20 protein-coding genes and 2 tRNA genes are annotated in these 21449 nt (G+C 41.7%); 19 read left to right on the forward strand and 3 right to left on the reverse strand.

Going from position 1 to position 21449, the window contains the following annotated elements; translation table 11 throughout:
• Window positions 1-426: 426 nt before the first annotated feature.
• Window positions 427-861 carry a large-conductance mechanosensitive channel protein MscL gene (gene mscL / locus DW800_RS16840; protein WP_005835461.1) on the reverse strand — a complete coding sequence of 145 codons (435 nt, stop codon included), beginning with the start codon at window positions 859-861 and terminating at the stop codon, window positions 427-429.
• Between the two features lie 140 nt (window positions 862-1001).
• Between mscL and gap the strand changes: the two genes are divergently transcribed.
• The 7 genes from gap (at window position 1002) to DW800_RS16875 (ending at window position 8221) form a co-directional block, all read left to right on the forward strand.
• The gene (gene gap / locus DW800_RS16845; RefSeq protein WP_005835458.1) at window positions 1002-2012 is read left to right on the forward strand and encodes a type I glyceraldehyde-3-phosphate dehydrogenase; all 1011 of its coding nucleotides are present in this window, start codon (window positions 1002-1004) and stop codon (window positions 2010-2012) included.
• A 140-nt stretch (window positions 2013-2152) separates the two neighbouring features.
• The gene (locus DW800_RS16850; protein WP_117703449.1) at window positions 2153-4210 is read left to right on the forward strand and encodes a M3 family metallopeptidase; all 2058 of its coding nucleotides are present in this window, start codon (window positions 2153-2155) and stop codon (window positions 4208-4210) included.
• On the forward strand, window positions 4207-4737 hold the full coding sequence (locus DW800_RS16855) for a DUF4847 family protein (RefSeq protein ID WP_117703450.1): 531 nt from the start codon (window positions 4207-4209) through the stop codon (window positions 4735-4737). The genes DW800_RS16850 and DW800_RS16855 overlap by 4 nt, the downstream gene beginning before the upstream one ends.
• Window positions 4738-4742: 5 nt before the next feature.
• A complete protein-coding gene (locus tag DW800_RS16860) occupies window positions 4743-5183 on the forward strand; it encodes a dCMP deaminase family protein (RefSeq protein WP_022401703.1) in 441 nt (146 codons plus the stop codon).
• A 68-nt stretch (window positions 5184-5251) separates the two neighbouring features.
• Window positions 5252-6991: a S41 family peptidase gene (locus DW800_RS16865; protein ID WP_117703451.1), complete on the forward strand. Its 1740-nt coding sequence runs from the start codon at window positions 5252-5254 to the stop codon at window positions 6989-6991.
• Window positions 6909-7439, forward strand: a complete 531-nt coding sequence (locus DW800_RS16870) for a 5-formyltetrahydrofolate cyclo-ligase (RefSeq protein ID WP_117703452.1) — start codon at window positions 6909-6911, stop codon at window positions 7437-7439. The genes DW800_RS16865 and DW800_RS16870 overlap by 83 nt, the downstream gene beginning before the upstream one ends.
• Window positions 7436-8221 (forward strand): histidinol-phosphatase, encoded by a 786-nt coding sequence (locus DW800_RS16875; protein WP_005835445.1) that lies wholly within the window; start codon window positions 7436-7438, stop codon window positions 8219-8221. The genes DW800_RS16870 and DW800_RS16875 overlap by 4 nt, the downstream gene beginning before the upstream one ends.
• On the opposite strand, the gene DW800_RS16880 is transcribed toward DW800_RS16875, so the two are convergent.
• Together DW800_RS16880 and recF are read right to left on the reverse strand one after the other, a co-directional pair.
• A complete protein-coding gene (locus DW800_RS16880) occupies window positions 8214-8504 on the reverse strand; it encodes a DUF721 domain-containing protein (RefSeq protein ID WP_005823615.1) in 291 nt (96 codons plus the stop codon). The genes DW800_RS16875 and DW800_RS16880 overlap by 8 nt on opposite strands.
• Window positions 8501-9613, reverse strand: coding sequence for a DNA replication/repair protein RecF (gene recF / locus DW800_RS16885; protein ID WP_008666103.1), 1113 nt, complete (start codon window positions 9611-9613; stop codon window positions 8501-8503). The genes DW800_RS16880 and recF overlap by 4 nt, the downstream gene beginning before the upstream one ends.
• Window positions 9614-9850: 237 nt before the next feature.
• Between recF and DW800_RS16890 the strand changes: the two genes are divergently transcribed.
• From DW800_RS16890 to DW800_RS19965, 12 genes are all read left to right on the forward strand, one after another.
• Window positions 9851-10534, forward strand: coding sequence for a tetratricopeptide repeat protein (locus tag DW800_RS16890; protein ID WP_057282025.1), 684 nt, complete (start codon window positions 9851-9853; stop codon window positions 10532-10534).
• A 150-nt stretch (window positions 10535-10684) separates the two neighbouring features.
• Window positions 10685-11179 carry a 6,7-dimethyl-8-ribityllumazine synthase gene (gene ribH / locus DW800_RS16895; RefSeq protein WP_005823623.1) on the forward strand — a complete coding sequence of 165 codons (495 nt, stop codon included), beginning with the start codon at window positions 10685-10687 and terminating at the stop codon, window positions 11177-11179.
• Between the two features lie 73 nt (window positions 11180-11252).
• A tRNA-Tyr gene (locus DW800_RS16900) sits at window positions 11253-11335 on the forward strand.
• A gap of 9 nt (window positions 11336-11344) precedes the next feature.
• Window positions 11345-11417, forward strand: a tRNA-Gly gene (locus tag DW800_RS16905).
• A 128-nt stretch (window positions 11418-11545) separates the two neighbouring features.
• Window positions 11546-12763 (forward strand): site-specific integrase, encoded by a 1218-nt coding sequence (locus tag DW800_RS16910; RefSeq protein ID WP_009129177.1) that lies wholly within the window; start codon window positions 11546-11548, stop codon window positions 12761-12763.
• 69 nt (window positions 12764-12832) lie between these two features.
• Entirely contained in the window at window positions 12833-13675 is an 843-nt protein-coding gene (locus DW800_RS16915) for a hypothetical protein (protein WP_009129178.1), read from the forward strand.
• Window positions 13676-13959: 284 nt separating this feature from the next.
• Window positions 13960-15168, forward strand: coding sequence for a hypothetical protein (locus DW800_RS16925; protein ID WP_009129179.1), 1209 nt, complete (start codon window positions 13960-13962; stop codon window positions 15166-15168).
• Between the two features lie 1093 nt (window positions 15169-16261).
• Window positions 16262-16906, forward strand: coding sequence for a winged helix-turn-helix transcriptional regulator (locus DW800_RS16935; protein WP_009129181.1), 645 nt, complete (start codon window positions 16262-16264; stop codon window positions 16904-16906).
• Window positions 16907-17107: 201 nt separating this feature from the next.
• Window positions 17108-19402: a zinc ribbon domain-containing protein gene (locus DW800_RS16940; RefSeq protein ID WP_009129182.1), complete on the forward strand. Its 2295-nt coding sequence runs from the start codon at window positions 17108-17110 to the stop codon at window positions 19400-19402.
• 298 nt (window positions 19403-19700) lie between these two features.
• Window positions 19701-20720 carry a DUF3871 family protein gene (locus DW800_RS16945; RefSeq protein WP_009129183.1) on the forward strand — a complete coding sequence of 340 codons (1020 nt, stop codon included), beginning with the start codon at window positions 19701-19703 and terminating at the stop codon, window positions 20718-20720.
• A gap of 87 nt (window positions 20721-20807) precedes the next feature.
• Window positions 20808-21080: a hypothetical protein gene (locus DW800_RS16950; RefSeq protein WP_009129184.1), complete on the forward strand. Its 273-nt coding sequence runs from the start codon at window positions 20808-20810 to the stop codon at window positions 21078-21080.
• A gap of 84 nt (window positions 21081-21164) precedes the next feature.
• Window positions 21165-21440 (forward strand): hypothetical protein, encoded by a 276-nt coding sequence (locus DW800_RS19965; protein ID WP_009129185.1) that lies wholly within the window; start codon window positions 21165-21167, stop codon window positions 21438-21440.
• Window positions 21441-21449: the final 9 nt, after the last annotated feature.

A 21449-nucleotide genomic window follows, 5' to 3' on the forward strand; every position in this document is an offset into this window, starting at 1 on the left:
AGTAGAAAAAGTAAAGGAATTATCAGGGATAATGTGACAGAAAAACGTTTTTTTACTAAAAACAGCTTTAATTTCAGGCTAGAACTATCCACAAGGATACTAAAAGCTATTCTTACTACAACCGTGCTGTTTTCTTACCACAGCTATGCAACTTGCTTACCACAGCAATGTTATTTTCTTACCACGGCTGTGGTAAGATTACTGCTTAGTATAAAAAGGGACAGTTTCCGGCGGTACCGGGGAGAGTTAAATGCATTAGGGAATGTATCAAAAGCCATGAACGCTTTCATCATGTTATAATATTAGGCGCGGAATTCTAAGACCTACGCAAGTTTCCTGTGCAAAAACTTGTGTAGGTCTTAGAATTCCGCGCCTAAAAAAAGCGTCAAGAGGGTTTTGACATCCCTATGAAGTTCCGCTTCGATATTACTTTTCTTTCAGCAAATCACGGATTTCGGTCAGCAGCACCTCTTCCTTGCTCGGGGCAGGGGGAGCCGGAGGAGCGGCAGGCGCCTCTTCTTTCTTCTTTTCAGTCAGCTTGGTCAACAACTTTATGAACATGAAGATAGAGAATGCTATAATCAGGAAGTCGAAGGTGACCTGCAAGAAATTACCGTAATTCAGGGTCACGGCAGCAATTTCTTTTCCGTCCACCATTTCGGCAGGTTTCAGCACCCACTTCAAGTCTGTAAAGTTGACACCGCCCACCAGCAGCCCGATAGGAGGCATAATCACATCTGCCACAATGGAGGAGACGATTTTTCCGAATGCCCCACCGATAATCACACCGACGGCCATGTCTATCACATTGCCCTTCATGGCAAAAGCCTTAAATTCCTGTAAAAATGAACTTTTTCCCATCTTTTCAATTATTTAATTATGATTTTGGTTACGAATATAAAAACATTTTCTTACTTTTGCACCGCAAATCAGAAAGAATTGCAATTAGTAAGCGAAAGTTTATTTTTAAACATTATAAAACCCTTAAAAGTTTAAACAAAATGATTAAAGTAGGTATTAATGGATTCGGACGTATCGGACGTTTCGTATTCCGCGCTGCAATGAAGAGAAACGATATTCAGATCGTAGGTATCAACGACCTTTGCCCGGTAGATTACTTGGCTTACATGCTGAAGTATGACACTATGCACGGCCAGTTCGACGGTACTATCGAAGCTGATGTTGAAAACAGCAAGCTGATCGTTAACGGTCAGGCTATCCGCATCACTGCAGAAAGAAACCCGGCTGACTTGAAATGGAACGAAGTAGAGGCAGAATACGTTGTTGAATCTACTGGCTTGTTCTTGAGCAAAGACAAAGCTCAAGCTCACATCGAAGCCGGCGCAAAATATGTTGTAATGTCTGCTCCTTCTAAGGACGACACTCCGATGTTCGTTTGCGGTGTTAACGAAAAGACTTACGTTAAGGGTACTCAATTCGTATCTAACGCTTCTTGTACTACCAACTGCTTGGCTCCTATCGCTAAGGTATTGAACGACAAATGGGGTATCACTGACGGTTTGATGACTACTGTTCACTCTACAACTGCTACTCAGAAGACAGTTGACGGTCCTTCTATGAAAGACTGGAGAGGTGGTCGTGCTGCTTCCGGCAACATTATCCCGTCTTCTACCGGTGCTGCTAAGGCTGTAGGTAAAGTTATCCCGGCATTGAACGGCAAACTGACTGGTATGTCTATGCGTGTTCCGACTTTGGACGTATCTGTAGTTGACTTGACAGTTAACTTGGCTAAGCCCGCTACTTACGCTGAAATCTGCGCTGCCATGAAGGAAGCTTCTGAAGGCGAATTGAAGGGTGTTCTGGGTTACACTGAAGATGCAGTTGTTTCTTCTGACTTCTTGGGTGACACTCGCACTTCTATCTTCGACGCTAAGGCTGGTATCGCTTTGACTGATACTTTCGTTAAGGTTGTATCTTGGTATGATAACGAAATCGGTTATTCTAACAAGGTTCTTGACTTGATTGCTCACATGGCATCAGTTAACTGCTAATATACAGTTAGAAAATAATAAAAAATAGGTGACTTCTGCAGAAGTCGCCTATTTTTTTTGCAATTTTGCAGCTAGTTCGTTTTTTATCAGACCCTTTAAACATGATGAAGATTATACTAACTCTAATATTGCTTTGCTTTATGAACACTATATCGTCTCAAAATCCTTTTTTTGAAACATACTCCACGCTGCACAGCACTGTCCCGTTCGACAAGATTAAGACCGGAGATTACGTACCCGCCATCCGCGAAGGCATCCGCCGCCAAAATGCGGAAATAGAGGCCATCATCCGCAATCCGGAAGTCCCGACATTTGCCAACACAGTGTTGGCCTACGAGAAGTCCGGTGAGATGCTCCACCGTGTCAGCACTGTATTCGGCAATCTGCTCAGTGCCGAAACGGACGATGACCTACAGGAACTGGCCAAAGAAATCATGCCGATGATGAGCGAGCATGAAAACAACATCAGCCTGAACGAAGAGCTGTTTGCACGTATCAAAGCTGTTTACGAACAGCAAGACAAAGAAACATTGAGCCCGGAACAGCACAAACTGCTGGAAGACATTTATAACGGCTTTGTACGCAACGGTGCCAACCTCCAGGGAGAAGCCAAGGAGAAATACCGGGCTTTATGCAAAGAGCTCAGCCTGCTGACGCTGCAGTTCAGTGAAAACAACCTGAAAGAAACGAACGACTACAAGCTTGTCATCACCGACAAGTCACAACTGGCCGGGCTACCCGAGAGCGCGGTAGAAGCCGCTGCAGAGACAGCCGGGGAAAAAGGCGTCGAAGGCTGGGTATTCACCTTGCAGGCTCCCAGCTATGGCCCTTTCCTGACCTATGCAGACAGCCGTGACCTGCGCCGTGAGCTGTATATGGCCTACAATACGAAGTGTACGCATGACAACGCCAGCAATAATCTGGAAATCGTAAAGAAACTGGCCAATGTCCGTATGGAGATTGCCCAACTTCTAGGCTATGACAACTTCGCCGAATATAACCTCCAGGAGCGCATGGCACAAAACAGTGAGTCCGTGTATAAGCTGCTGGACCAACTGCTGGAGGCTTACACGCCCACCGCCAAACAAGAATATGCAGAAGTGCAAGCCCTGGCACGCCAAGCGGAAGGAGAAAACTTCGTCCTGATGCCGTGGGACTGGGCGTACTATTCCCATAAACTGAAGGACCGGAAGTTCAATATCGACGATGAGCTGCTCCGCCCTTACTTTGAGCTGAACAACGTGAAGGAAGGTGTATTCGGCCTGGCAACCAGGCTGTATGGCATCACCTTCAAGAAGAATCCGGATATTCCCGTTTATCACAAGGATGTGGATGCCTACGAAGTCTTCGACAAAGACGGGAAATTCCTTGCCGTGTTCTATACCGACTTCCACCCCAGAGCAGGCAAGCGCTCGGGAGCCTGGATGACCAGCTACAAGGAACAGTGGATTGACGAAAAGACCGGTGAGAACAGCCGTCCCCACATATCCATTGTGATGAACTTCACCAAACCGACACAGGACAAACCTGCTTTGCTGACCTTCGGCGAGGTAGAAACCTTCCTGCACGAATTCGGACACAGCCTGCATGGTATGTTCGCCAATTCCACTTACGGAAGCCTGAGCGGGACCAATGTGTATTGGGACTTTGTGGAACTCCCCTCCCAATTCATGGAGAACTTCGCCATCGAAAAGGAATTCCTGCATACGTTTGCCCGCCATTACCAAACCGGAGAACTGATACCGGACGAGCTGGTACAGCGCATTGTGGATTCCTCCAACTTCAACGCGGCATACGCCTGCCTCCGCCAGGTTAGCTTCGGCCTACTCGATATGGCTTGGTACACACGCAACACCCCGTTTGAAGGTGACGTGAAAGCCTATGAAAAGAAGGCTTGGGAAAAAGCACAAGTTCTTCCTTCTGTAGAAGAAGCCTGTATGAGTACACAGTTCTCCCATATCTTTGCCGGAGGATATTCTGCCGGATATTACAGTTATAAATGGGCAGAGGTGCTGGATGCAGATGCTTTCTCGCTATTCAAACAGACGGGCATCTTTAACCCGGAGACTGCCGCCTCCTTCCGAGAGAATATCCTTTCCAAAGGCGGAACGGAACATCCGATGACGCTCTATAAACGCTTCCGCGGACAAGAGCCTACAATCGACGCATTATTAATCAGAAATGGAATAAAGAAATGAAGAGACTTATAAGGAACATCTTTTGCATGTTGCTCATGTTTTCGCTGCTCCCCCTGCTAAGCGGTTGCGACAACGAGGACGATGTTATCGGAATATTCACCGGGAAGCCATGGAAGCTCAGCCGACTCACCAATAAAGGCAGCAATGCCCAATTCTATCCAAATCTTTGGAACAACAATGAGGAAGAGATGAAGAAGAGCCTGGACAAGCTATATAATCAGAAAAACACCTTCACCCTCAATTTTGAAGGTACCGAACTGGATGGAGAACTGATGGGCACCACCGTCAACGGACAAGGCATCAACTCAAGCGTCAACGGCACTTGGAAAGCCGACGGAGCTTCAGGCTCGCTCAGCATCAGCGTGAAGATTACGGGGTCTGCAGAGAGCGATGCACTGGCCAAGGCATTCATCTCCGGATTGCAAAACGTGTACAAGTATGAAGGGGATGCCAATTCACTGACCCTCTATTTTAAAGACGGACCGACAACCAGAGTCATGGGATTCACCCGCAACGATAAAACATAAATATGATGGACGATTCTACAAAAGACAAACAAGAAGCATTGGACAGGCGTTATATACGTATGGCAAGCATTTGGGCCGAAAATTCGTATTGCCAACGTCGCCAGGTCGGTGCACTGATTGTAAAAGACAAGATGATTATCTCTGACGGCTACAACGGTACCCCTTCCGGTTTTGAGAATGTGTGCGAAGATGAGAACAACGTTACCAAACCATACGTGCTCCATGCCGAGGCAAACGCCATTACCAAAATAGCCCGTTCAAACAACAGCAGTAACGGTGCCACCATGTACGTCACTGCCTCTCCCTGCATAGAATGCGCCAAACTGATTATCCAGGCAGGCATCAAGCGGGTGGTCTACTCCGAGAAATACCGTCTGGAAGATGGTATCGAACTTTTGAAACGGGCAGGCATCGAGGTGGTATTTATTTCAATGGATAATGGATAATGGAAAGTTGAAAGTTGCATGCGCAGCCAAATAGTAAATTGTAAATAGTCTAATAGTAAATAAACATCATGGGTACAAAAAATACTTCCCGCTTTATGCCGCTTATCATCGCAATCAGCGTAGTCGCGGGAATTCTTATCGGAACGTTTTATGCCAGGCATTTTGCCGGTAATAAACTGGGAATCATCAATAGCTCGTCCAACAAGCTGAATGCCTTGCTGCGTGTTATTGACGACCAGTATGTGGATACCGTCAACATGACCGATTTGGTAGAGAAGGCCATGCCGCAGATATTGGCGGAACTCGACCCCCACTCCACCTACATCCCCGCACAGAAGCTGGAAGAGGTAAACTCCGAACTTGAAGGCAGCTTCAGCGGTATAGGCATCCAGTTCACCATTCAAGAAGATACGATACACGTAAACAGCGTGATTCCCGGTGGACCGTCCGAGAAAGTGGGCCTGATGGCAGGCGACCGCATTGTGATGGTCAACGACAGTCTTTTTGCAGGCAAAGGTCTGACAAACGAAAAGGCCATGCGCAACCTGAAAGGTCCGAAAGGAAGCCAAGTGAAGTTAGGCGTCAAGCGTGCCACGGAAAAGGAGTTGCTCGACTTCACCATCACACGCGGTGACATCCCGCAAAACACCATTGACGCAGCCTATATGCTCGACGATGACTACGGATATATACAAATCAGCAAATTCGGACGTACCACACACGTGGAGCTGCTGAATGCGATTGCCCAACTGAGCCACGAGAAGTGCAAAGGCCTGATTATCGACCTGCGCGACAATACCGGAGGATACATGGAAGCCGCCACACGCATGGTGAACGAATTCCTGCCGGAAGGGAAGTTGATTGTATATACCCACGGCCGCAAATATCCCCGCATGGAGGAATATGCCAACGGTACCGGCAGTTGCCAGAAGCTGCCGCTAGTGGTATTGGTAAACGAGAGTTCCGCTTCGGCCAGCGAAATCTTTGCGGGCGCCATTCAGGACAATGACCGCGGAACCATTGTAGGACGCCGTTCCTTCGGCAAGGGACTCGTACAGCAACCCATCGACTTCAGTGACGGTTCCGCCATCCGCCTGACCATTGCCCGTTATTACACCCCATCGGGCCGTTGCATCCAGCGCCCCTACGAGAACGGCAAGGACAGCAAATACGAAATGGACTGGATTACCCGTTACGAACACGGCGAGTTCTTCTCCAAAGACAGCATCAAACTGGACGAAAACCTGCGTTACTCTACCGGTTTGGGCAGACCCGTATACGGCGGCGGTGGCATTATGCCGGACGTATTCGTTCCGCAAGACACAACCGGAGTATCTTCTTACCTGATAGAAGTAAGCAACAAGGGACTGATTCTGCAATTCAGCTTCCAGTATACCGACCGCAACCGTGCGAAATTGAGTGAATACGACAATGAAGAAGATTTGTTGAAGTACCTTCGCCACCAGAGTATTGTGGAGCAGTTTGTACGTTTTGCAGACTCCAAGGGAGTAAAGCGGCGCAACCTGCTTATCCACAAGTCCTACAAGCTACTGGAAAGAAGTCTTTACGGCAACATTATCTATAACATACTGGGAAGGGAGCAATACATCCGCTACATCAACCAGAGCGATGCTACCGTCAAGAAAGCATTGGATATTCTGGAACGTGGCGAGGCATTCCCCAAAGCTCCGGAAGCAACACCAATCATAGAGGATACAAAAGATGATGGAAAGGAAAAAAGAACTGCGCAGGCAGGTAGCTTTGTTGAAGACCCGACACAGCTCTTCCACTACGCGTCAGTCTGCTGAAATACTTGCCGCCCTCGAGGCACACCCTGCTTTCAGGGCGGCAACAACCGTACTGCTTTACCACTCTCTCAAAGACGAAGTGGACACACACGAATTTATCCGGAAGTGGAGCCGCGAAAAGCGGATACTGCTTCCGGTAGTTGTAGGTGACGACCTGGAACTGCGGCTGTACACCGGACCCGAAGACTTGAAACCTGGCGCATACGGCATCGAAGAACCAACCGGCGAGCTATTTACCGACTATGCAGACATAGACTTCATAGTGGTTCCCGGCGTGGCATTCGACCGTAACGGCAACCGCCTGGGGCGCGGTAAAGGTTACTATGACCGGCTTCTGCCCCGCATCCCATCAGCCCACAAAGCCGGCATCTGCTTCCCGTTTCAACTCGTAGAAGAAGTTCCTGCGGAACCGTTTGATATACGCATGGATGAAATCATTACGCAATGAAAACTAATTATCATACACACACCACACGCTGCATGCATGCCACCGGAGATGATGAAGACTATGTGCTCAGTGCCATCAAAGGCGGTTACCGGATACTCGGATTTTCAGACCATACTCCCTGGAAATACCGTACTGACTACGTAGCCGACATGCGGATGCTCCCTGAAGAGCTTCCCGGCTACGTGGAGAGTCTCAAGACGCTCCGTGAGAAATACCACGACCGGATAGACATCAGAATAGGACTTGAATGTGAATACTTCCCCCAATATATCCATTGGCTGAAAGAGCAAACCAAGAAGTACCAACTGGACTATATCATCTTCGGAAACCATCACTACCACACCGATGAAAAGTTCCCCTACTTCGGCCATCATACAGACAGCCGCGACATGCTCGAACTTTACGAAGAGAGCGCCATCGAAGGTATGGAAAGCGGATTATTCTCCTGCCTTGCCCATCCGGACTTGTTCATGCGCTCCTATCCGAAGTTCGACCACCATTGCACTACCATCAGCCGGCACATCTGCCGTACTGCTGCACGCCTGAATGTCCCGTTGGAATACAATATAGGCTATGTAGCCTACAATGAAGCGCACGGCTTATCCACCTACCCGTGCCCGGAGTTCTGGCGAATCGCTGCCAATGAAGGCTGTACAGCTATCATCGGACTGGATGCGCATGACAACAAGGATTTGGAAACTCCGATGTATTATGACCGGGCAGTCCGGGAATTGAAGGAACTGAAGATTGAAAGAATAGATGAGCTGAGGATGCTCATCTGAATATGATATTCGTGATGACCTGAGCCCCCACATGACGGTTCAAGTTGCGCACCAGCAACTCACGCCCCATCATCAGTTCCTGGCGCAAAGCAGCAGAAGTGAGATGCACATAAAGCACCTGGTTCTTTATATAAAGTTCACGGGTGTAGGAGGCAATGGTAGGCCCCAGCACTTCGGGCCACGCACTGATAAGCCGCCGTTCATTCAGCGGAGACTCCAGACTTTCCTGCCTGAGGTAATGACGGATAAGTTCACCTATCTGTTCGGCATTATTGCGCTTCATGCCTCTTCCTCCTTCATTTCGGCAACCGTTCCCTGCTCCACACGGAACATCTTATAATCACTGCCCACTTTATGCAGAATACGGTCCAGGTGTTCGCGGTTGGTATCGGTTATAAAAATCTGTCCAAAACTGTCGCCTGCCACCAACTTGATGATTTGCTCCACACGCGAAGCATCCAGCTTGTCAAAGATATCGTCCAGCAACAACAAGGGAACAGTGGTCCCGGTACGTTTCAGGAAATCAAACTGTGCCAGCTTCAACGCTACCAGATAAGTCTTGTTCTGTCCCTGCGACCCTTCACGCTTGATGGGGAAATCTCCCAAAAGCATATTCAGCTCGTCCTTGTGCACACCGCGCAATGAATAGCCCATAATCTGGTCGCGTACACGGCTTTCCTTCAGCACTTCCAGCAAAGAGGCATCGCGGGCATGGGAATCATAGCTTAATCCCACCTTCTCCCTATCTTGCGAAATGAATGAATAGAAAGACTGGAAAATAGGAATAAACTCACGGATAAAGGCCTCACGTTTGCGGAACACCACTTCGCCGGCTTGCGCCATCATCTCCTCCCAGACCAGAAAGAGCTCTTCCTCCACCGGCTGTTCACTCTTCAGTAAGGTATTCCGCTGCACCAAAGCTTTATTGTATCGTATCAAAGCATCCAGATACTCTTTGTCGTACTGCGAGATAACCACATCCATAAAACGTCGGCGTTCATCACTGCCTCCTGCTATCAACTCCGAATCGGCAGGCGAGACCATGACCAAAGGCAGGAAGCCGATATGGTCCGACAAACGCGTATACTCCTTCTTGTTTCGCTTGAACTGTTTCTTCTGGCGCCTCTTCATACCACAGTAGATTTCCTCAGGAGTCCCATCGGCAGCCTCATAAAACCCTTGAATAACAAAGAAGTCGGCATCATGGCGGATATTCTGGGAATCAATGGGATTACCGGCACTTTTACAGAAAGACAAGAAATACACCGCATCCAGCAGGTTCGTTTTCCCCATGCCGTTCTGTCCGAAAAAGCAGTTCAACTTGGGCGAGAATGAAAGCTCCACCTGCTCCAAGTTCTTATAATTGAGTATAGATATACGTTTCAGTATCATTATAGTAACGATGAGTTCGGTTACAAAGATAATGCAAAACCGAAAGCAGTACAAAATAAGCCTGCTTATTTTTAATATAGAGGTGAAGCCCGGCTTATTGAAAAGTAGAAATAATTTCGGTGTTTTCTGATACAAAACAAAAAAAGATGCCGCTAAATTTCGTTGATAGCTATAAAAAACTTACTTTTGCGGGTCGAAATAGATAAATAAGAATAATAACAAAAAGATTATATAAAAATGGCAGAACAAAAAAAGACGAATGAAGCCTTAAATGTGGAGGATGCACTGACACAATCGGAGGCCTTTTTCATTAAGAACAAAAAAGCAATCATCGGCGCTGTAGTAGCAGTAATCATCATCATTGCCGGTGTAGTGATGTACAAGAACCTTTATGCAGACCCCCGTGAAGAAAAAGCACAAGCTGCCTTATTCAAAGGACAAGAATACTTCGAAGCAGACGCTTATGCACAAGCACTGAACGGTGACAGCATCGGTTTTGCCGGATTTGTAAAAGTGGCAGACGAATACAGCGGCACAAAAGCAGCCAATCTTGCAAAAGCTTATATGGGTCTCTGCTATGCACACCTCGGCAAATATGACGAAGCAGTGAAAGCATTGGACAGCTTTGACGGAGACGACCAAATGGTAGCTCCTGCCATGAAAGGTGCTATGGGTAACTGCTATGCGCAGCTCGGCCAACTGGACAAAGCCGCTTCTATGCTGCTGAAAGCCGCCAACGAAGCCGACAACAACTCCCTCAGCCCCATCTACCTGCTGCAAGCCGGAGAAATCCTGGTAAAGCAAGGTAAGTATGACGATGCAATCCAGGCGTATACCACTATCAAGGATAAATACTTCCGTTCATACCAGGCAATGGATATCGACAAGTATATCGAACAAGCCAAACTGTTGAAGAAGTAATATACCTTATTATAAAGACATCTCAGGCACGGATTACACGGAAAACACGGAAAGACACAATAGCCGTGAATCCGTGTAGTCCGTGCCTCTTTTATCTCCCCTCTCCCTTTAATTTTCAATTATTAATTTTTAATTCTTAATTCCTTATTTATGGCAACAGCTTATCACAATCTTTCAGACTACGATTTCAGTTCTGTACCCAGCGCGGAAAAAATGAAATTCGGCATCGTTGTATCTGAGTGGAATTATAATATTACCGGTGCTCTCCTAAAAGGCGCCATAGACACCTTAAAAAAACATGGAGCCAAAGATGAAAATATTCTGGTAAAAACAGTACCCGGCAGTTTTGAACTGACTTTCGGCGCCAACCAACTTATCGAATACAGTGAAGTCGATGCAGTTATTGCAATTGGTTGTGTAGTCAGAGGAGATACTCCACATTTTGACTATGTTTGCATGGGTGCTACCCAAGGAATTACCCAATTAAACGCAAGTGGCGATGTACCAGTAATTTACGGATTAATTACTACCAATACTATGGAGCAAGCAGAAGACCGCGCCGGTGGTAAGCTGGGTAATAAAGGAGACGAATGTGCAATTACTGCAATAAAAATGATAGATTTTGCTTGGAGTTTACAAAAATAGTCGTATCTTTGCACCGCAATTGAGAAACAAACCTACTCAATGAGAGAATTGAGATAGAATCTTAAGTGCAAAAGGGCAAATACCAGAGTGGCCAAATGGGGCAGACTGTAAATCTGCTGGCTTACGCCTTCGGTGGTTCGAATCCATCTTTGACCACAAAAAATTGCGGAAGTAGCTCAGTTGATAGAGCATTAGCCTTCCAAGCTGAGGGTCGCGGGTTTGAGCCCCGTCTTCCGCTCTTAAGAGAATCCTGAAAGTCAAGCAATTGGCATTCAGGATTTCTTCTTTTAGTACTATCTGATTAAGGCGGATACAGGTGGTTTGAGCATCATCATGTAAACCAAGATGTAAACCAAGAAATGGTACATGAATGCTTCATTATCAGTAGTTTGCTACAAGTCTAAAAGACTATCTAATGGCGAAAGTCCATTAATGCTACAAGTTTCCAAAGGAGGTAAACGCCAATACCAAAGTTTAGGTGTGTCTGTAAATCCTAAATTCTGGGATTTCAGTAAGAATAAACCTAAGTCCAACTGTCCTAATAGGGAATATATCTTAAAACTTATCCTTAACAAGCAAGCGGAACTTCAACAGCGGATGCTTGAACTGAATGCAGAACAAAAGGAGTACACCACTACCACCCTACTTCATGACGAGCATAGGAAGTTTGAACTCAAAACAGTCAAACAGTTCTACCAAGAATTGATTGAGCAGTACAAGGCTAATGAGAAATGTGGGAACAGGCTTATTTATAAAAGCTCCTACAACTCTATCAATGTCTTTACCAATGGTAATTTAGAGATTCCATTTAGTGCAATAGATGTTGCATGGCTCAACAAGTACGAGAAGTGGCTACGCTCCAAAGGAAACAAAGAAACTACTATGAGTTTAATGTTTCGTACCCTGCGTAGTGCATACAACAAAGCTATTGAAAGCAAATGTGCACGTAAGTCTGACTACCCCTTCAATGATTACAGGATAAGTAAATTTGATGTCAGTACTGAGAAGCGAGCCATCGCTAAAGCTGACGTACTGAAATTCTCAACAGATGTTCATTCCATTGGCAAGCAGCAATATGTTCAACTAAGCAAAGACATATTTATTTTCAGTTATCTGTGTGGTGGCATAAACTTCACTGACATAGCCAATCTAACTAAGGATAATATCATAGAGGGGAAGAGACTACACTACATTCGTCAAAAGACAGGTAAACTCATCAAGTTGGGATTGTCAGAAGAAGCCTTAAAAATCATTAAGCGATATGCAGTAGAGAGTAAAGGCTATCTGTTCCCCATTCTCAATGCTCAGTTGCATAAGACACCATTGCAAAAGCAGAACAGAATACATAAGATGCTGGGAAAGGTCAATAAGAATCTAAAACTACTTGCCGCACAGCTTGGAGTTGAAGCCAATCTTACAACCTATGTTGCAAGACATTCATTCGCAAGCGTCTTAAAGAAGTCTGGTGTAAACATTGCATTGATTAGTGAAGCGTTAGGACATTCAGACCTAACGACTACTCAAATCTATCTTGATAGTTTTGATAATGAACAGATAGATAATGCCATGAAGAATTTACTCTAAGCCAATAATTCCTCACTTGTAGCAATACAGGTGAGGATTATTTTTTAATTTTGTCCTAAACTAATAATTATGGAGAAGCTAAAGGAAGATTATATAAGCATTGATACTCGTTTGGAATACATGGAAGCCATAGCCGTTGAATATGTTCCAGATGTAGATATAGACCTTGAAACAGGAGAGCAATATATCTGTGGCACTACCGCCTTACCCATATTTATAAGAAGATGCTATCAGAATAAACTATATGGTAACTTCACATACGAAGATTATATAGCCAATGAGGACATACAGAATACACTAAAAGGTTTAGGAATTGATATAGATAAGTTCTGGTTTCTACTTCTGTTCATCTTTGACTATACTTGTGGAACGTGCTTGGATGGAATGAAAGCTACAGGCATTGGAATAGAACAACTCACCAAATTTGCCCAAGCCATAGCTGACAACCATAAGGAGATTAACCAATTTGGAGTAAGTTTTAAGAAACCTATCACTATCTCTGTAAAGGTAGAGGGCAAGCATCAGATTGTAATTGACAATGCCAATGCAATAGGCTACTTGGCTACTACCATCATCAATAACCTAAAGGAGATAGAGGAACACCCTTGGATGCAGAGCCAACAAGTCAGCATAAGTACCCATGCAGAAGAAAAGGAATCCATTCAGATATACCTATTTTATAAAATGTTTAACGACTTCTTCAATCTATCTCCATATAATAAGCAGTTTAATGTCAGACAAAAGAAAGGAAGCACCATATCACTTAGTAAGACATTGCTCATATCAAGGCTTATCTACTTCACCAAGCTATCTAAACATAGTAAATTCTCAGATGATGAAGATGTTTTAAAAGGCTACATCAAGCAATATAAAGACAAGAGAATTGATACTGCGAACAGCATATATTTCTAATAAACATCTGATAATTAATACAGTCCTGCTTCATACCATTAAGAGGGTACATGAAAGCAGGACTTTTTTTCTCTCTTTTAATCCTGCCATTATATCCCATCTTTGCAGCGTCAAAAACGATAGCGGACGAGCTACCAATTAAGAGGGAAAGTAAAAACACTCATTAATTTCTCTCTTTTAATCAGCCCAGAAGCAAGTAGTTTTGCAACGTAATCAGATAACCAAGTGTACATAGGTTTGAGGGTTACACTAAATGAATAACAACAACTTAAAAGATTAAAACTATGAACGAATTAGTAAATGTAAAAGCTGAGAAAATTAATAATGAAATTGAATCTTTAAATCAGAATGAAATCATGGAAGAAGTAAAAATGACAACCGCAGAGACTAAGTTACAAGCAGTAGAAGAAGCCCGTCAGAATTTGATGAAAGCCAAGAGCGTGCTTGAAGCCAATAAGGATGCAGAAGCCAATATTAAGAAATCTGCACTGGTCAATGTAGGCAAGGCTGAAACGGCATATCTTGAAGCACTTAAAAAGGTAGAACTACCAACTGCTAAAGTAGAATTGTGGAATGAAAGCAAGAACACAAACAAGCAGGTAGTCTTTACTAAAGAGGAAAAGGAAATCATCATCGCTACATCTGTTTATAGCATGGCAGTAAGTAAGGTAAACCTTGAATGTGGTAAGGATTTGATAACCAATGAACATTTTGATAAAGTTCCTCTCTACATTACAGAAGCCGCCCTGTTTTACAATGCAGACATTGAGCTGAAAGACCTTAACGGAAACATTGTACCTAAAGGCACTCCCAATGTTTACGTACCTGTTGATACAGCAAACGGATATTGGCAATGGGCAAGCTACCATGAACACAACCTTAATGCCATAGTCAAGGACGACACCAAACTGACCATAGAGAATGTAAGAATTAAAAAGTTTGATTCTTTACAGGAGTTTGGCAAGTACAGAGGAGTGAACAATGTGTTGAGCAGAGGTTTCAATGGATTGGAGAAGGCTGGTAATGCAGCATTAGCCACTCAACAGGAGTTCTTTAACAGAGTGTTCCAAAAGGCATTGGAATTGAAAGCAAACATCAGCGTAATCACCAAATACTATAATTTTGGTAAGACACTAAGTTTGAAAGTCTGGAATAGTGCCATGCAGGGAGTTTGTGAAGCCAAACTTGAAGAATATGACTTGACAATAGGAGATACAATTATCAAGACTTTAAATGACATGAAGATTTCTAAGGACACTATCAGACATCGCTACATGATTGATGCAATTACCCAACTTGCCAATTACGCACCGAACGGAGAAGACAAGAAGATTGGGTTGGATGAAACTTTAAGTACCATAAAGACATTGAATGAGAGTAGCATCAAAATTATAAATGCAGTAAAGTCAGACCATGTGAATACCATTTATTCTGAGATGCTTACCCAATATCTAAAGAATCATGGAGTGATTAAAGAAGAACAGGTTGCATAAGCCACTAACAGCAAAGCCCATGTGACAGGTGGGCTTAATTCTTAACCAATTAAATAATAAAACAATGAATCCATATATCATACAATCCAGCTTATATCTAAGCACTATCTACGAAGCAATAATTGCTAAGCAAGAAATACTAAGAGCTAAAATGCAACAATACAATGATGTCAAGCTCTATCTGTTCAGTTTCATTCTCCCAGAATATAGTTCTAATGAATATATTGCAAATAGCCTCAAACTTTATAATGAGAATGAACTGTTCCCCATTATTATAACTTCCATTACATATAAGGAAGTTGATAATCCAAGAATAGCTTTCAAGAATGAGAATGGAATTATACACTTAGTCCTATGTTTTGAACATGACAAGGAGGATTGACAAGAAGCAGGGAAATGTGAGAGGTTTCCCTGCCTACTTAATACTTCTGAATTGTGGTCTTACCATTAGTTCCCCACTCATGAAATTACTATCTTTACAGTACCACAGACAGATAATCCCACCACACAGATTGACGGACTTACAAACTATTCAGAATATCTAAAATGGAAGAATTTACTTATGAACAGATAAGGACTAAGGCTCTTAAACAAGGAATAAAAGATAACAAGGTTCACATTGGATTGTGGGCTAACCTTAACAACTATCTAAAGACAAGGAGAAAGAAGAATGGAAAGGTTTCTACTTATTATATCTCATTGCAGAAGTTGGCTTATTAACTCAGTAATATTTAAGCTGACACATATCTAAAGTTTGAAATATTGAGATTTCAAACAGGTAGGGCGGCTCTTTCAAATAGGTAGGGTGGAACTTTCATACAGGTAGGCTACTTATAAATACCTATATATAAACACCTATTGCAGATAAATACTCTACCTACCATTCGTCTTGCTCCGCAAGCCGCATGGATTGGAACTTATAAAGATGAGACAAGTTTATAAATCCAATTTAATTATATGATAATCCATTTATCTACAGGAATGAAATTCATAACGCAAAAGGAAGCCAAGTCTTATTTTGGCAACCACAGATACAGGAGATTGGTAAAAGAGAACAAGATTTATTTTACTGACTATAATAAACCAGTTGCTAATGACAGGAAAAGAAGATTTATCATACAGGAAAATAACTGAGAACATTGCTGGAAAACTTGACTTGTTGGAAGCATACTTATTCTATTGTTTGGCTCTATGCTCTGACTGCTACACAATGGTTTCAAATGTCAAGCAAGAGGCATTGACAGAGTTCTATGGAATAAAGAAAGAAGAACAGATAAGGCAATGGTTACACAAGTTTGAGAACTTGAATTTGATTCAGATAGACAAACACCCAATTAAAGGTAAATATGGAAGTTTTGACAGATGCAAATATACATTGAATACTGAGCACTATGTCCTTATAAGCAAGAAGTTGTACAGTGAACCCATATCCCGCCAATTAAAAGGATTTCTTGTCTTACTAAAGTGCAAGTGTTTGAACGCTACAAATACCTGTCAATATACCCAAAGTGAATTAGCCAAAGAACTGAACATAAGCCCAAGTTCCATTTCAAGATATTTAAAACAGGCAGAAGATTGCGGATATATAAAAAGGAATGATAAAGGAATACACCTTAAAGACAGAAAGATATTCATCATTACCTCTGAATCAACATTTGCATTTGTAAAGAATGTCTATTCCAATATTCTCACTGATGAAGATATTGCAGAGAGAAAAATTCACAATTATAACGAATAATGTTCCAATAACAGGTAGTTGGGATTGTTTATACTGTTTATTAGATGGTACGAATAATCCCCAACCAACCTTAAACTTGACAAACACCTAATGCCCAAATTCTTTAATAACAAGAAGCATATTAAGAGAATAGATGTTAGAGAATCAATTTGTTTTTTCTTTATTTAGCCCTACATTTGTAGATACATAAAAAGAATATTCATGGAACAACTCTGCTACATACACTTTGAGCTTCTTAATCATAAAACCCAAGAAGGTTATTGGGCTACAGATAAGGGATTACAGGTTAAACACTTGCCAGAAGTTATATCAAAATCTAAAGGGAAAACAGCCACAGGATTTTATAATATACAAACTCAACGGTTCAGATTATTTAGCTACAGTGAACAAGATTGGAATAGTTTGTTCCAAGAATATATATTCCACGATAAGGTTACAGACAAGTTTTACTATCTATACCTTTTAAGAATACTGAATGCAATAAATACATCCAAATTTCAATCAGAAGCATTTAAGAGAGCCATTCACAAACAGCTAACAGACTACCCTACTATACAGGAATGGTTCATAAAAGACCTATATAAATACGTCTCATTCGCATCTCTAAATAAACAAGAGCTTATCCTTCCTATATTGAATGAGTTTGGCTATGACTTTAAAGTAATAGAGCCACGATTACTCACTGATGCAATGGAAATCATTGGTGAATCTTTTACTTGTAGGGAATTAGGAATCTTCAACCAATTCAGACTTATATATAGCAAAATTCAGCAATGGAAGAAAGAGAATGATTATCGTCTGATAAATATAACTTCACAAGCACATAATGAAATCATCCAACTAATACTATGGCTCAATGATTTGCATTCGATGGTAAACATGAGCATTATTGAGAAATACTTCTACTATTTAGGAATAAATGTCAGAACGCTTATAATAAGAAAGCTATTTGAAGAACATAGAAATAATAACCACTCAATAAACATTGGTTGGTTGGAAACCCTATTAAACTCCAAACGCAAATTATTAGCAGACTATCAAATTACATTATTTGGTTTAAGACCAGAATTAAATCTATCATTAGAAATACTATTAGATGCCATAAAAAGCTATGCAGATAAAAAGACATTTCTAACCCTTAATGGAGTTATTGACATAGCTATACAGCAATCTGGCAGTCAAAAGATAAAAATAAATTTAGATTCTAAGCGAGTGTTTGACACCTGCAATGGAGGGTTGCGAGTTAATCCAAAGTTTAACGGTTTTCTTCTCGTTGAATACCAAATAGCAACAAATAGCACATTAGCTTTAGATAATTTCAGAGAACGCATAGATATTGCAATCAATAGAATGAAAAGTCTAAAGGACTTATCCTATGATGATATTGATTATGCAGGATATTTAATTAACGAACTAAATGATAGCAAAGAAGACTTACCCAAGCTGCTACTTTTCTTAAAAGATAAATACCCTGCCAATTCTTGGAGCATAAAAGATGCAGATGAAATAAGCAAATGCCTCATACCAGAACTTCTAACTATAAACAAGGCAAGATTTACCTTAAACTCCTCTATTGAAACTTTCTCCAATAAAGAGGAAATAAAAGAAAATATCATTAATACCCTAAACGAATGGACTGATTCTGACAGTAAAGAAGAATGGATAATTTCTATTCAAAACAAAGAACTTATCAATAGAATCTTAAAGGGTTTTTATGTCCACAACACAGGTGAGAGCAGCCAACCATTCTTTACTGATTGGAAGGATATTTACAACAATCTCAAAAACAATTTACTCAGACCTACTGATATTTGCTATGGTAATCTGTCTGAGAAGAAGCACCACATCACTAACAAAAATTTTGTCTGGTGTAAACACCAACCATGTTTTAGAACCGCTATTGAACATAAGCAATCATGGAAGGATTACAAACTAACAGATATGCTAAATATTTTAGGACATAATATCATAGAAGATAAAGGGTGTGGCTTTATAGCAAATGGAGAATATAATAAATTCGTTGATATAATGCTTAAAGCTCAAAAGATTGTAGATAGGCTCCAATGCAAAGAATGTGGTCATATTCTATTCCCTGCCAAACGTAGTAAAGGAAACGATTCTAACGAATACACATATTATCATTGTGAAAATGTACAATGTAAGGAATACCATCAAGAAATCTACATTAATCATTGCTTTAATTGCAAAGATGGAATTATTGATTCCAGAGAAAGTAAAAGATGTCCCAATGGATTGTGCATTTGCCCAGAATGTTTAACCTGCTGCTCTAATGATTTTTTTGACAGAATGGCTAATAAATACCTATCCTCTAACAGACTTGTTCCTCAATGGATTAATAATAGATTAGGAAAAGGACATAAAGACCTACACACATTATTTTGTCCCAAATGTGGAACAGAGTTTGACGATACGCATACAGAGTGCCCTTCATGCCATTATAAGTGGAAAATTGCTAACTACAAAAGAAGAATATAATATAAGCGGACAACCATACTACTATTTTATCCCCCCTCATGGCTCTTAAATAAAAAGAATGCTTTAGAAATACAGTCTGATAGCTGACAGGAATAAGCATTCTTTTTAATCCAAGAACAGGCACGATGTACTATTGCCACAGCCTACCAATAATTTACTAATGCTCCTCATTTCCTTTGAAAGAATCTTTAGGGAAAGACATAGGACAGCCTAAGATACAGGTGAAGAAATTCATTTGTGTTTTAGGTCTGTTCCTATTAAATCCATTCAATCAATAACCATTTAATTCAATTTCATTATGAGAGATTTAGTAATTATGCCAGCTATGGCACAGCGTAGAGAATCATTAAACATGGGTGAGTTTGCAGAAGAAGCAATCATTGTAGAAGAAGTTGCAGCACCCAAGAGAGTAAACCATTTCATTGAAGCCAACACGCAGGAAGTAACCTTGCAGCACCTACAACAAGACTGCATCATTCCAAGTTTTGCATCAATGGAAGAAACCATCAGCCACCAATCCTTTATAGGTGCAGTAGTGGATGCAGCTAAGGATTACTTTCATGGAGAACAGTTTGATATGCCAGAGATTAGAATTTCACACCCTATCAATGGTAGAATACCAAGTGCATTAGGTAAGAAGGCTTCTGAACTGACTGATGAAGAGAAAACTTTGTTCTATCAGAGAATGTGTTTCTGCTTTGAAATTCCATCCATTGTACATGATGAATACGGTAATCGTTTAGCATTATCCATTGGTGGAGTGAGAGCATATAACGAGATTAACTTGTACAGTAAGAAGTCTGTTGAGAGATTTAAAATCTTCATAGGTTTTAGGAATCGTGTGTGCTCGAATTTAATGCTCACTACTGACGGTTTACAGGATAAGGTAGAAGTTCTAAGCGTACAGGAACTATATGCAGCAGCATTGAATCTGTTCCATGCTTACAACCCATCCAAAGACCTGCATCTGTTAAGGACACTTGGGCAGATGTCAATCTCTACAAGCGAGTTCTGCCAGATAATAGGCAGGATGAGATTATATCAAGCTCTTACACCCAACCAACAGAAACGCTTACCTCGTCTATTGTTGGGAGACAGTCAAATTAATGCGGCTTGCAGAGCATTCGTTTCTGATGTGAATTTCAAGAGTACAGGGGACAGCATTACAGGCTGGCAGCTCTTAAACCTGCTCAATGGTTCTGTAAAGTCAAGTTACATAGATAACTTCTTGGAGAGGAATCTTAACTGCACAGAGTTCGTACAAGGCATCCAACGTGCCAAATTAGGAGATAGTGAATACGCTTGGTTCTTGGGCTGAGTGGATTGTTGATTGACAGAGGAAAGGGCAGCTATTCAGTTAGTTGTCCTTTCTTTATTTTATGAACTATTTAAAACTACATAAATTATGGAATTACAAAATTCTCGTGAATACAAAGCTGCACAAGAATTAGAACGTGCGCTTAATGATATGAGTTGGAATCCAAAAAGATTTGCTGAAGGTGTAAGTCACTATCACCGCACCCTACAACAAGAGTTGATGAGAACCATTGTTGCAATCATTAAAATGGTAGGCGATGATAATTATGGCACAGACCTCAGAAATCAAGCATCACATGAATTATGCAAAAATATTATTGACAGTGGTGCATTGGATGATACATATCTGCCTTTTATCTAAGAGGACAGACGGTAATATTCAAAAGGACAGCTATTTTGTTAGGTGTCCTTTTCTATTTATACACTTTACAAATTCTATGACATTATGGATAAATCTAAAATTGAAAATGCTATCAATCATATCACTTCTTTACAAGAGAAATTATGCTACTGTGAGAACAATCTGCAATACATCAAACACTTGCAAGCACTTAAATATTGGCTGCACAAGTTTGATTCATTTTTGGATAGGAACAGTAGGCAGCATGGAGAGTATGCAGCAGTTTATGAGAGCTATTTTCATACTTGCTGTGGATTCTCATTCTACGATAGAGTATGCAATTCAATTCTTGTTTATGAATATGGCGATAAACCATTTTAATACTTGATA

Source organism: Bacteroides sp. AM32-11AC (genome assembly GCF_003603515.1).
GTDB lineage: Bacteria > Bacteroidota > Bacteroidia > Bacteroidales > Bacteroidaceae > Bacteroides > Bacteroides uniformis.

Excerpts from the sequence above, each read along its gene's own strand:
- DW800_RS16890 (WP_057282025.1), top strand. The coding sequence starts at position 9,851 with ATGGCAGAACAAAAAAAGACGAATGAAGCCTTAAATGTGGAGGATGCA.
- DW800_RS16950 (WP_009129184.1), top strand. The coding sequence starts at position 20,808 with ATGGAATTACAAAATTCTCGTGAATACAAAGCTGCACAAGAATTAGAA.
- DW800_RS16850 (WP_117703449.1), top strand. The coding sequence starts at position 2,153 with ATGAACACTATATCGTCTCAAAATCCTTTTTTTGAAACATACTCCACG.
- DW800_RS16925 (WP_009129179.1), top strand. The coding sequence starts at position 13,960 with ATGAACGAATTAGTAAATGTAAAAGCTGAGAAAATTAATAATGAAATT.
- DW800_RS16935 (WP_009129181.1), top strand. The coding sequence starts at position 16,262 with ATGACAGGAAAAGAAGATTTATCATACAGGAAAATAACTGAGAACATT.
- DW800_RS16910 (WP_009129177.1), top strand. The coding sequence starts at position 11,546 with ATGAATGCTTCATTATCAGTAGTTTGCTACAAGTCTAAAAGACTATCT.
- mscL (WP_005835461.1), bottom strand. The coding sequence starts at position 861 with ATGGGAAAAAGTTCATTTTTACAGGAATTTAAGGCTTTTGCCATGAAG.
- DW800_RS16880 (WP_005823615.1), bottom strand. The coding sequence starts at position 8,504 with ATGAAGCGCAATAATGCCGAACAGATAGGTGAACTTATCCGTCATTAC.
- recF (WP_008666103.1), bottom strand. The coding sequence starts at position 9,613 with ATGATACTGAAACGTATATCTATACTCAATTATAAGAACTTGGAGCAG.
- gap (WP_005835458.1), top strand. The coding sequence starts at position 1,002 with ATGATTAAAGTAGGTATTAATGGATTCGGACGTATCGGACGTTTCGTA.
- DW800_RS16855 (WP_117703450.1), top strand. The coding sequence starts at position 4,207 with ATGAAGAGACTTATAAGGAACATCTTTTGCATGTTGCTCATGTTTTCG.
- DW800_RS16945 (WP_009129183.1), top strand. The coding sequence starts at position 19,701 with ATGAGAGATTTAGTAATTATGCCAGCTATGGCACAGCGTAGAGAATCA.
- DW800_RS16915 (WP_009129178.1), top strand. The coding sequence starts at position 12,833 with ATGGAGAAGCTAAAGGAAGATTATATAAGCATTGATACTCGTTTGGAA.
- DW800_RS16940 (WP_009129182.1), top strand. The coding sequence starts at position 17,108 with ATGGAACAACTCTGCTACATACACTTTGAGCTTCTTAATCATAAAACC.
- DW800_RS16870 (WP_117703452.1), top strand. The coding sequence starts at position 6,909 with ATGGAAAGGAAAAAAGAACTGCGCAGGCAGGTAGCTTTGTTGAAGACC.
- ribH (WP_005823623.1), top strand. The coding sequence starts at position 10,685 with ATGGCAACAGCTTATCACAATCTTTCAGACTACGATTTCAGTTCTGTA.
- DW800_RS19965 (WP_009129185.1), top strand. The coding sequence starts at position 21,165 with ATGGATAAATCTAAAATTGAAAATGCTATCAATCATATCACTTCTTTA.
- DW800_RS16865 (WP_117703451.1), top strand. The coding sequence starts at position 5,252 with ATGGGTACAAAAAATACTTCCCGCTTTATGCCGCTTATCATCGCAATC.
- DW800_RS16860 (WP_022401703.1), top strand. The coding sequence starts at position 4,743 with ATGGACGATTCTACAAAAGACAAACAAGAAGCATTGGACAGGCGTTAT.
- DW800_RS16875 (WP_005835445.1), top strand. The coding sequence starts at position 7,436 with ATGAAAACTAATTATCATACACACACCACACGCTGCATGCATGCCACC.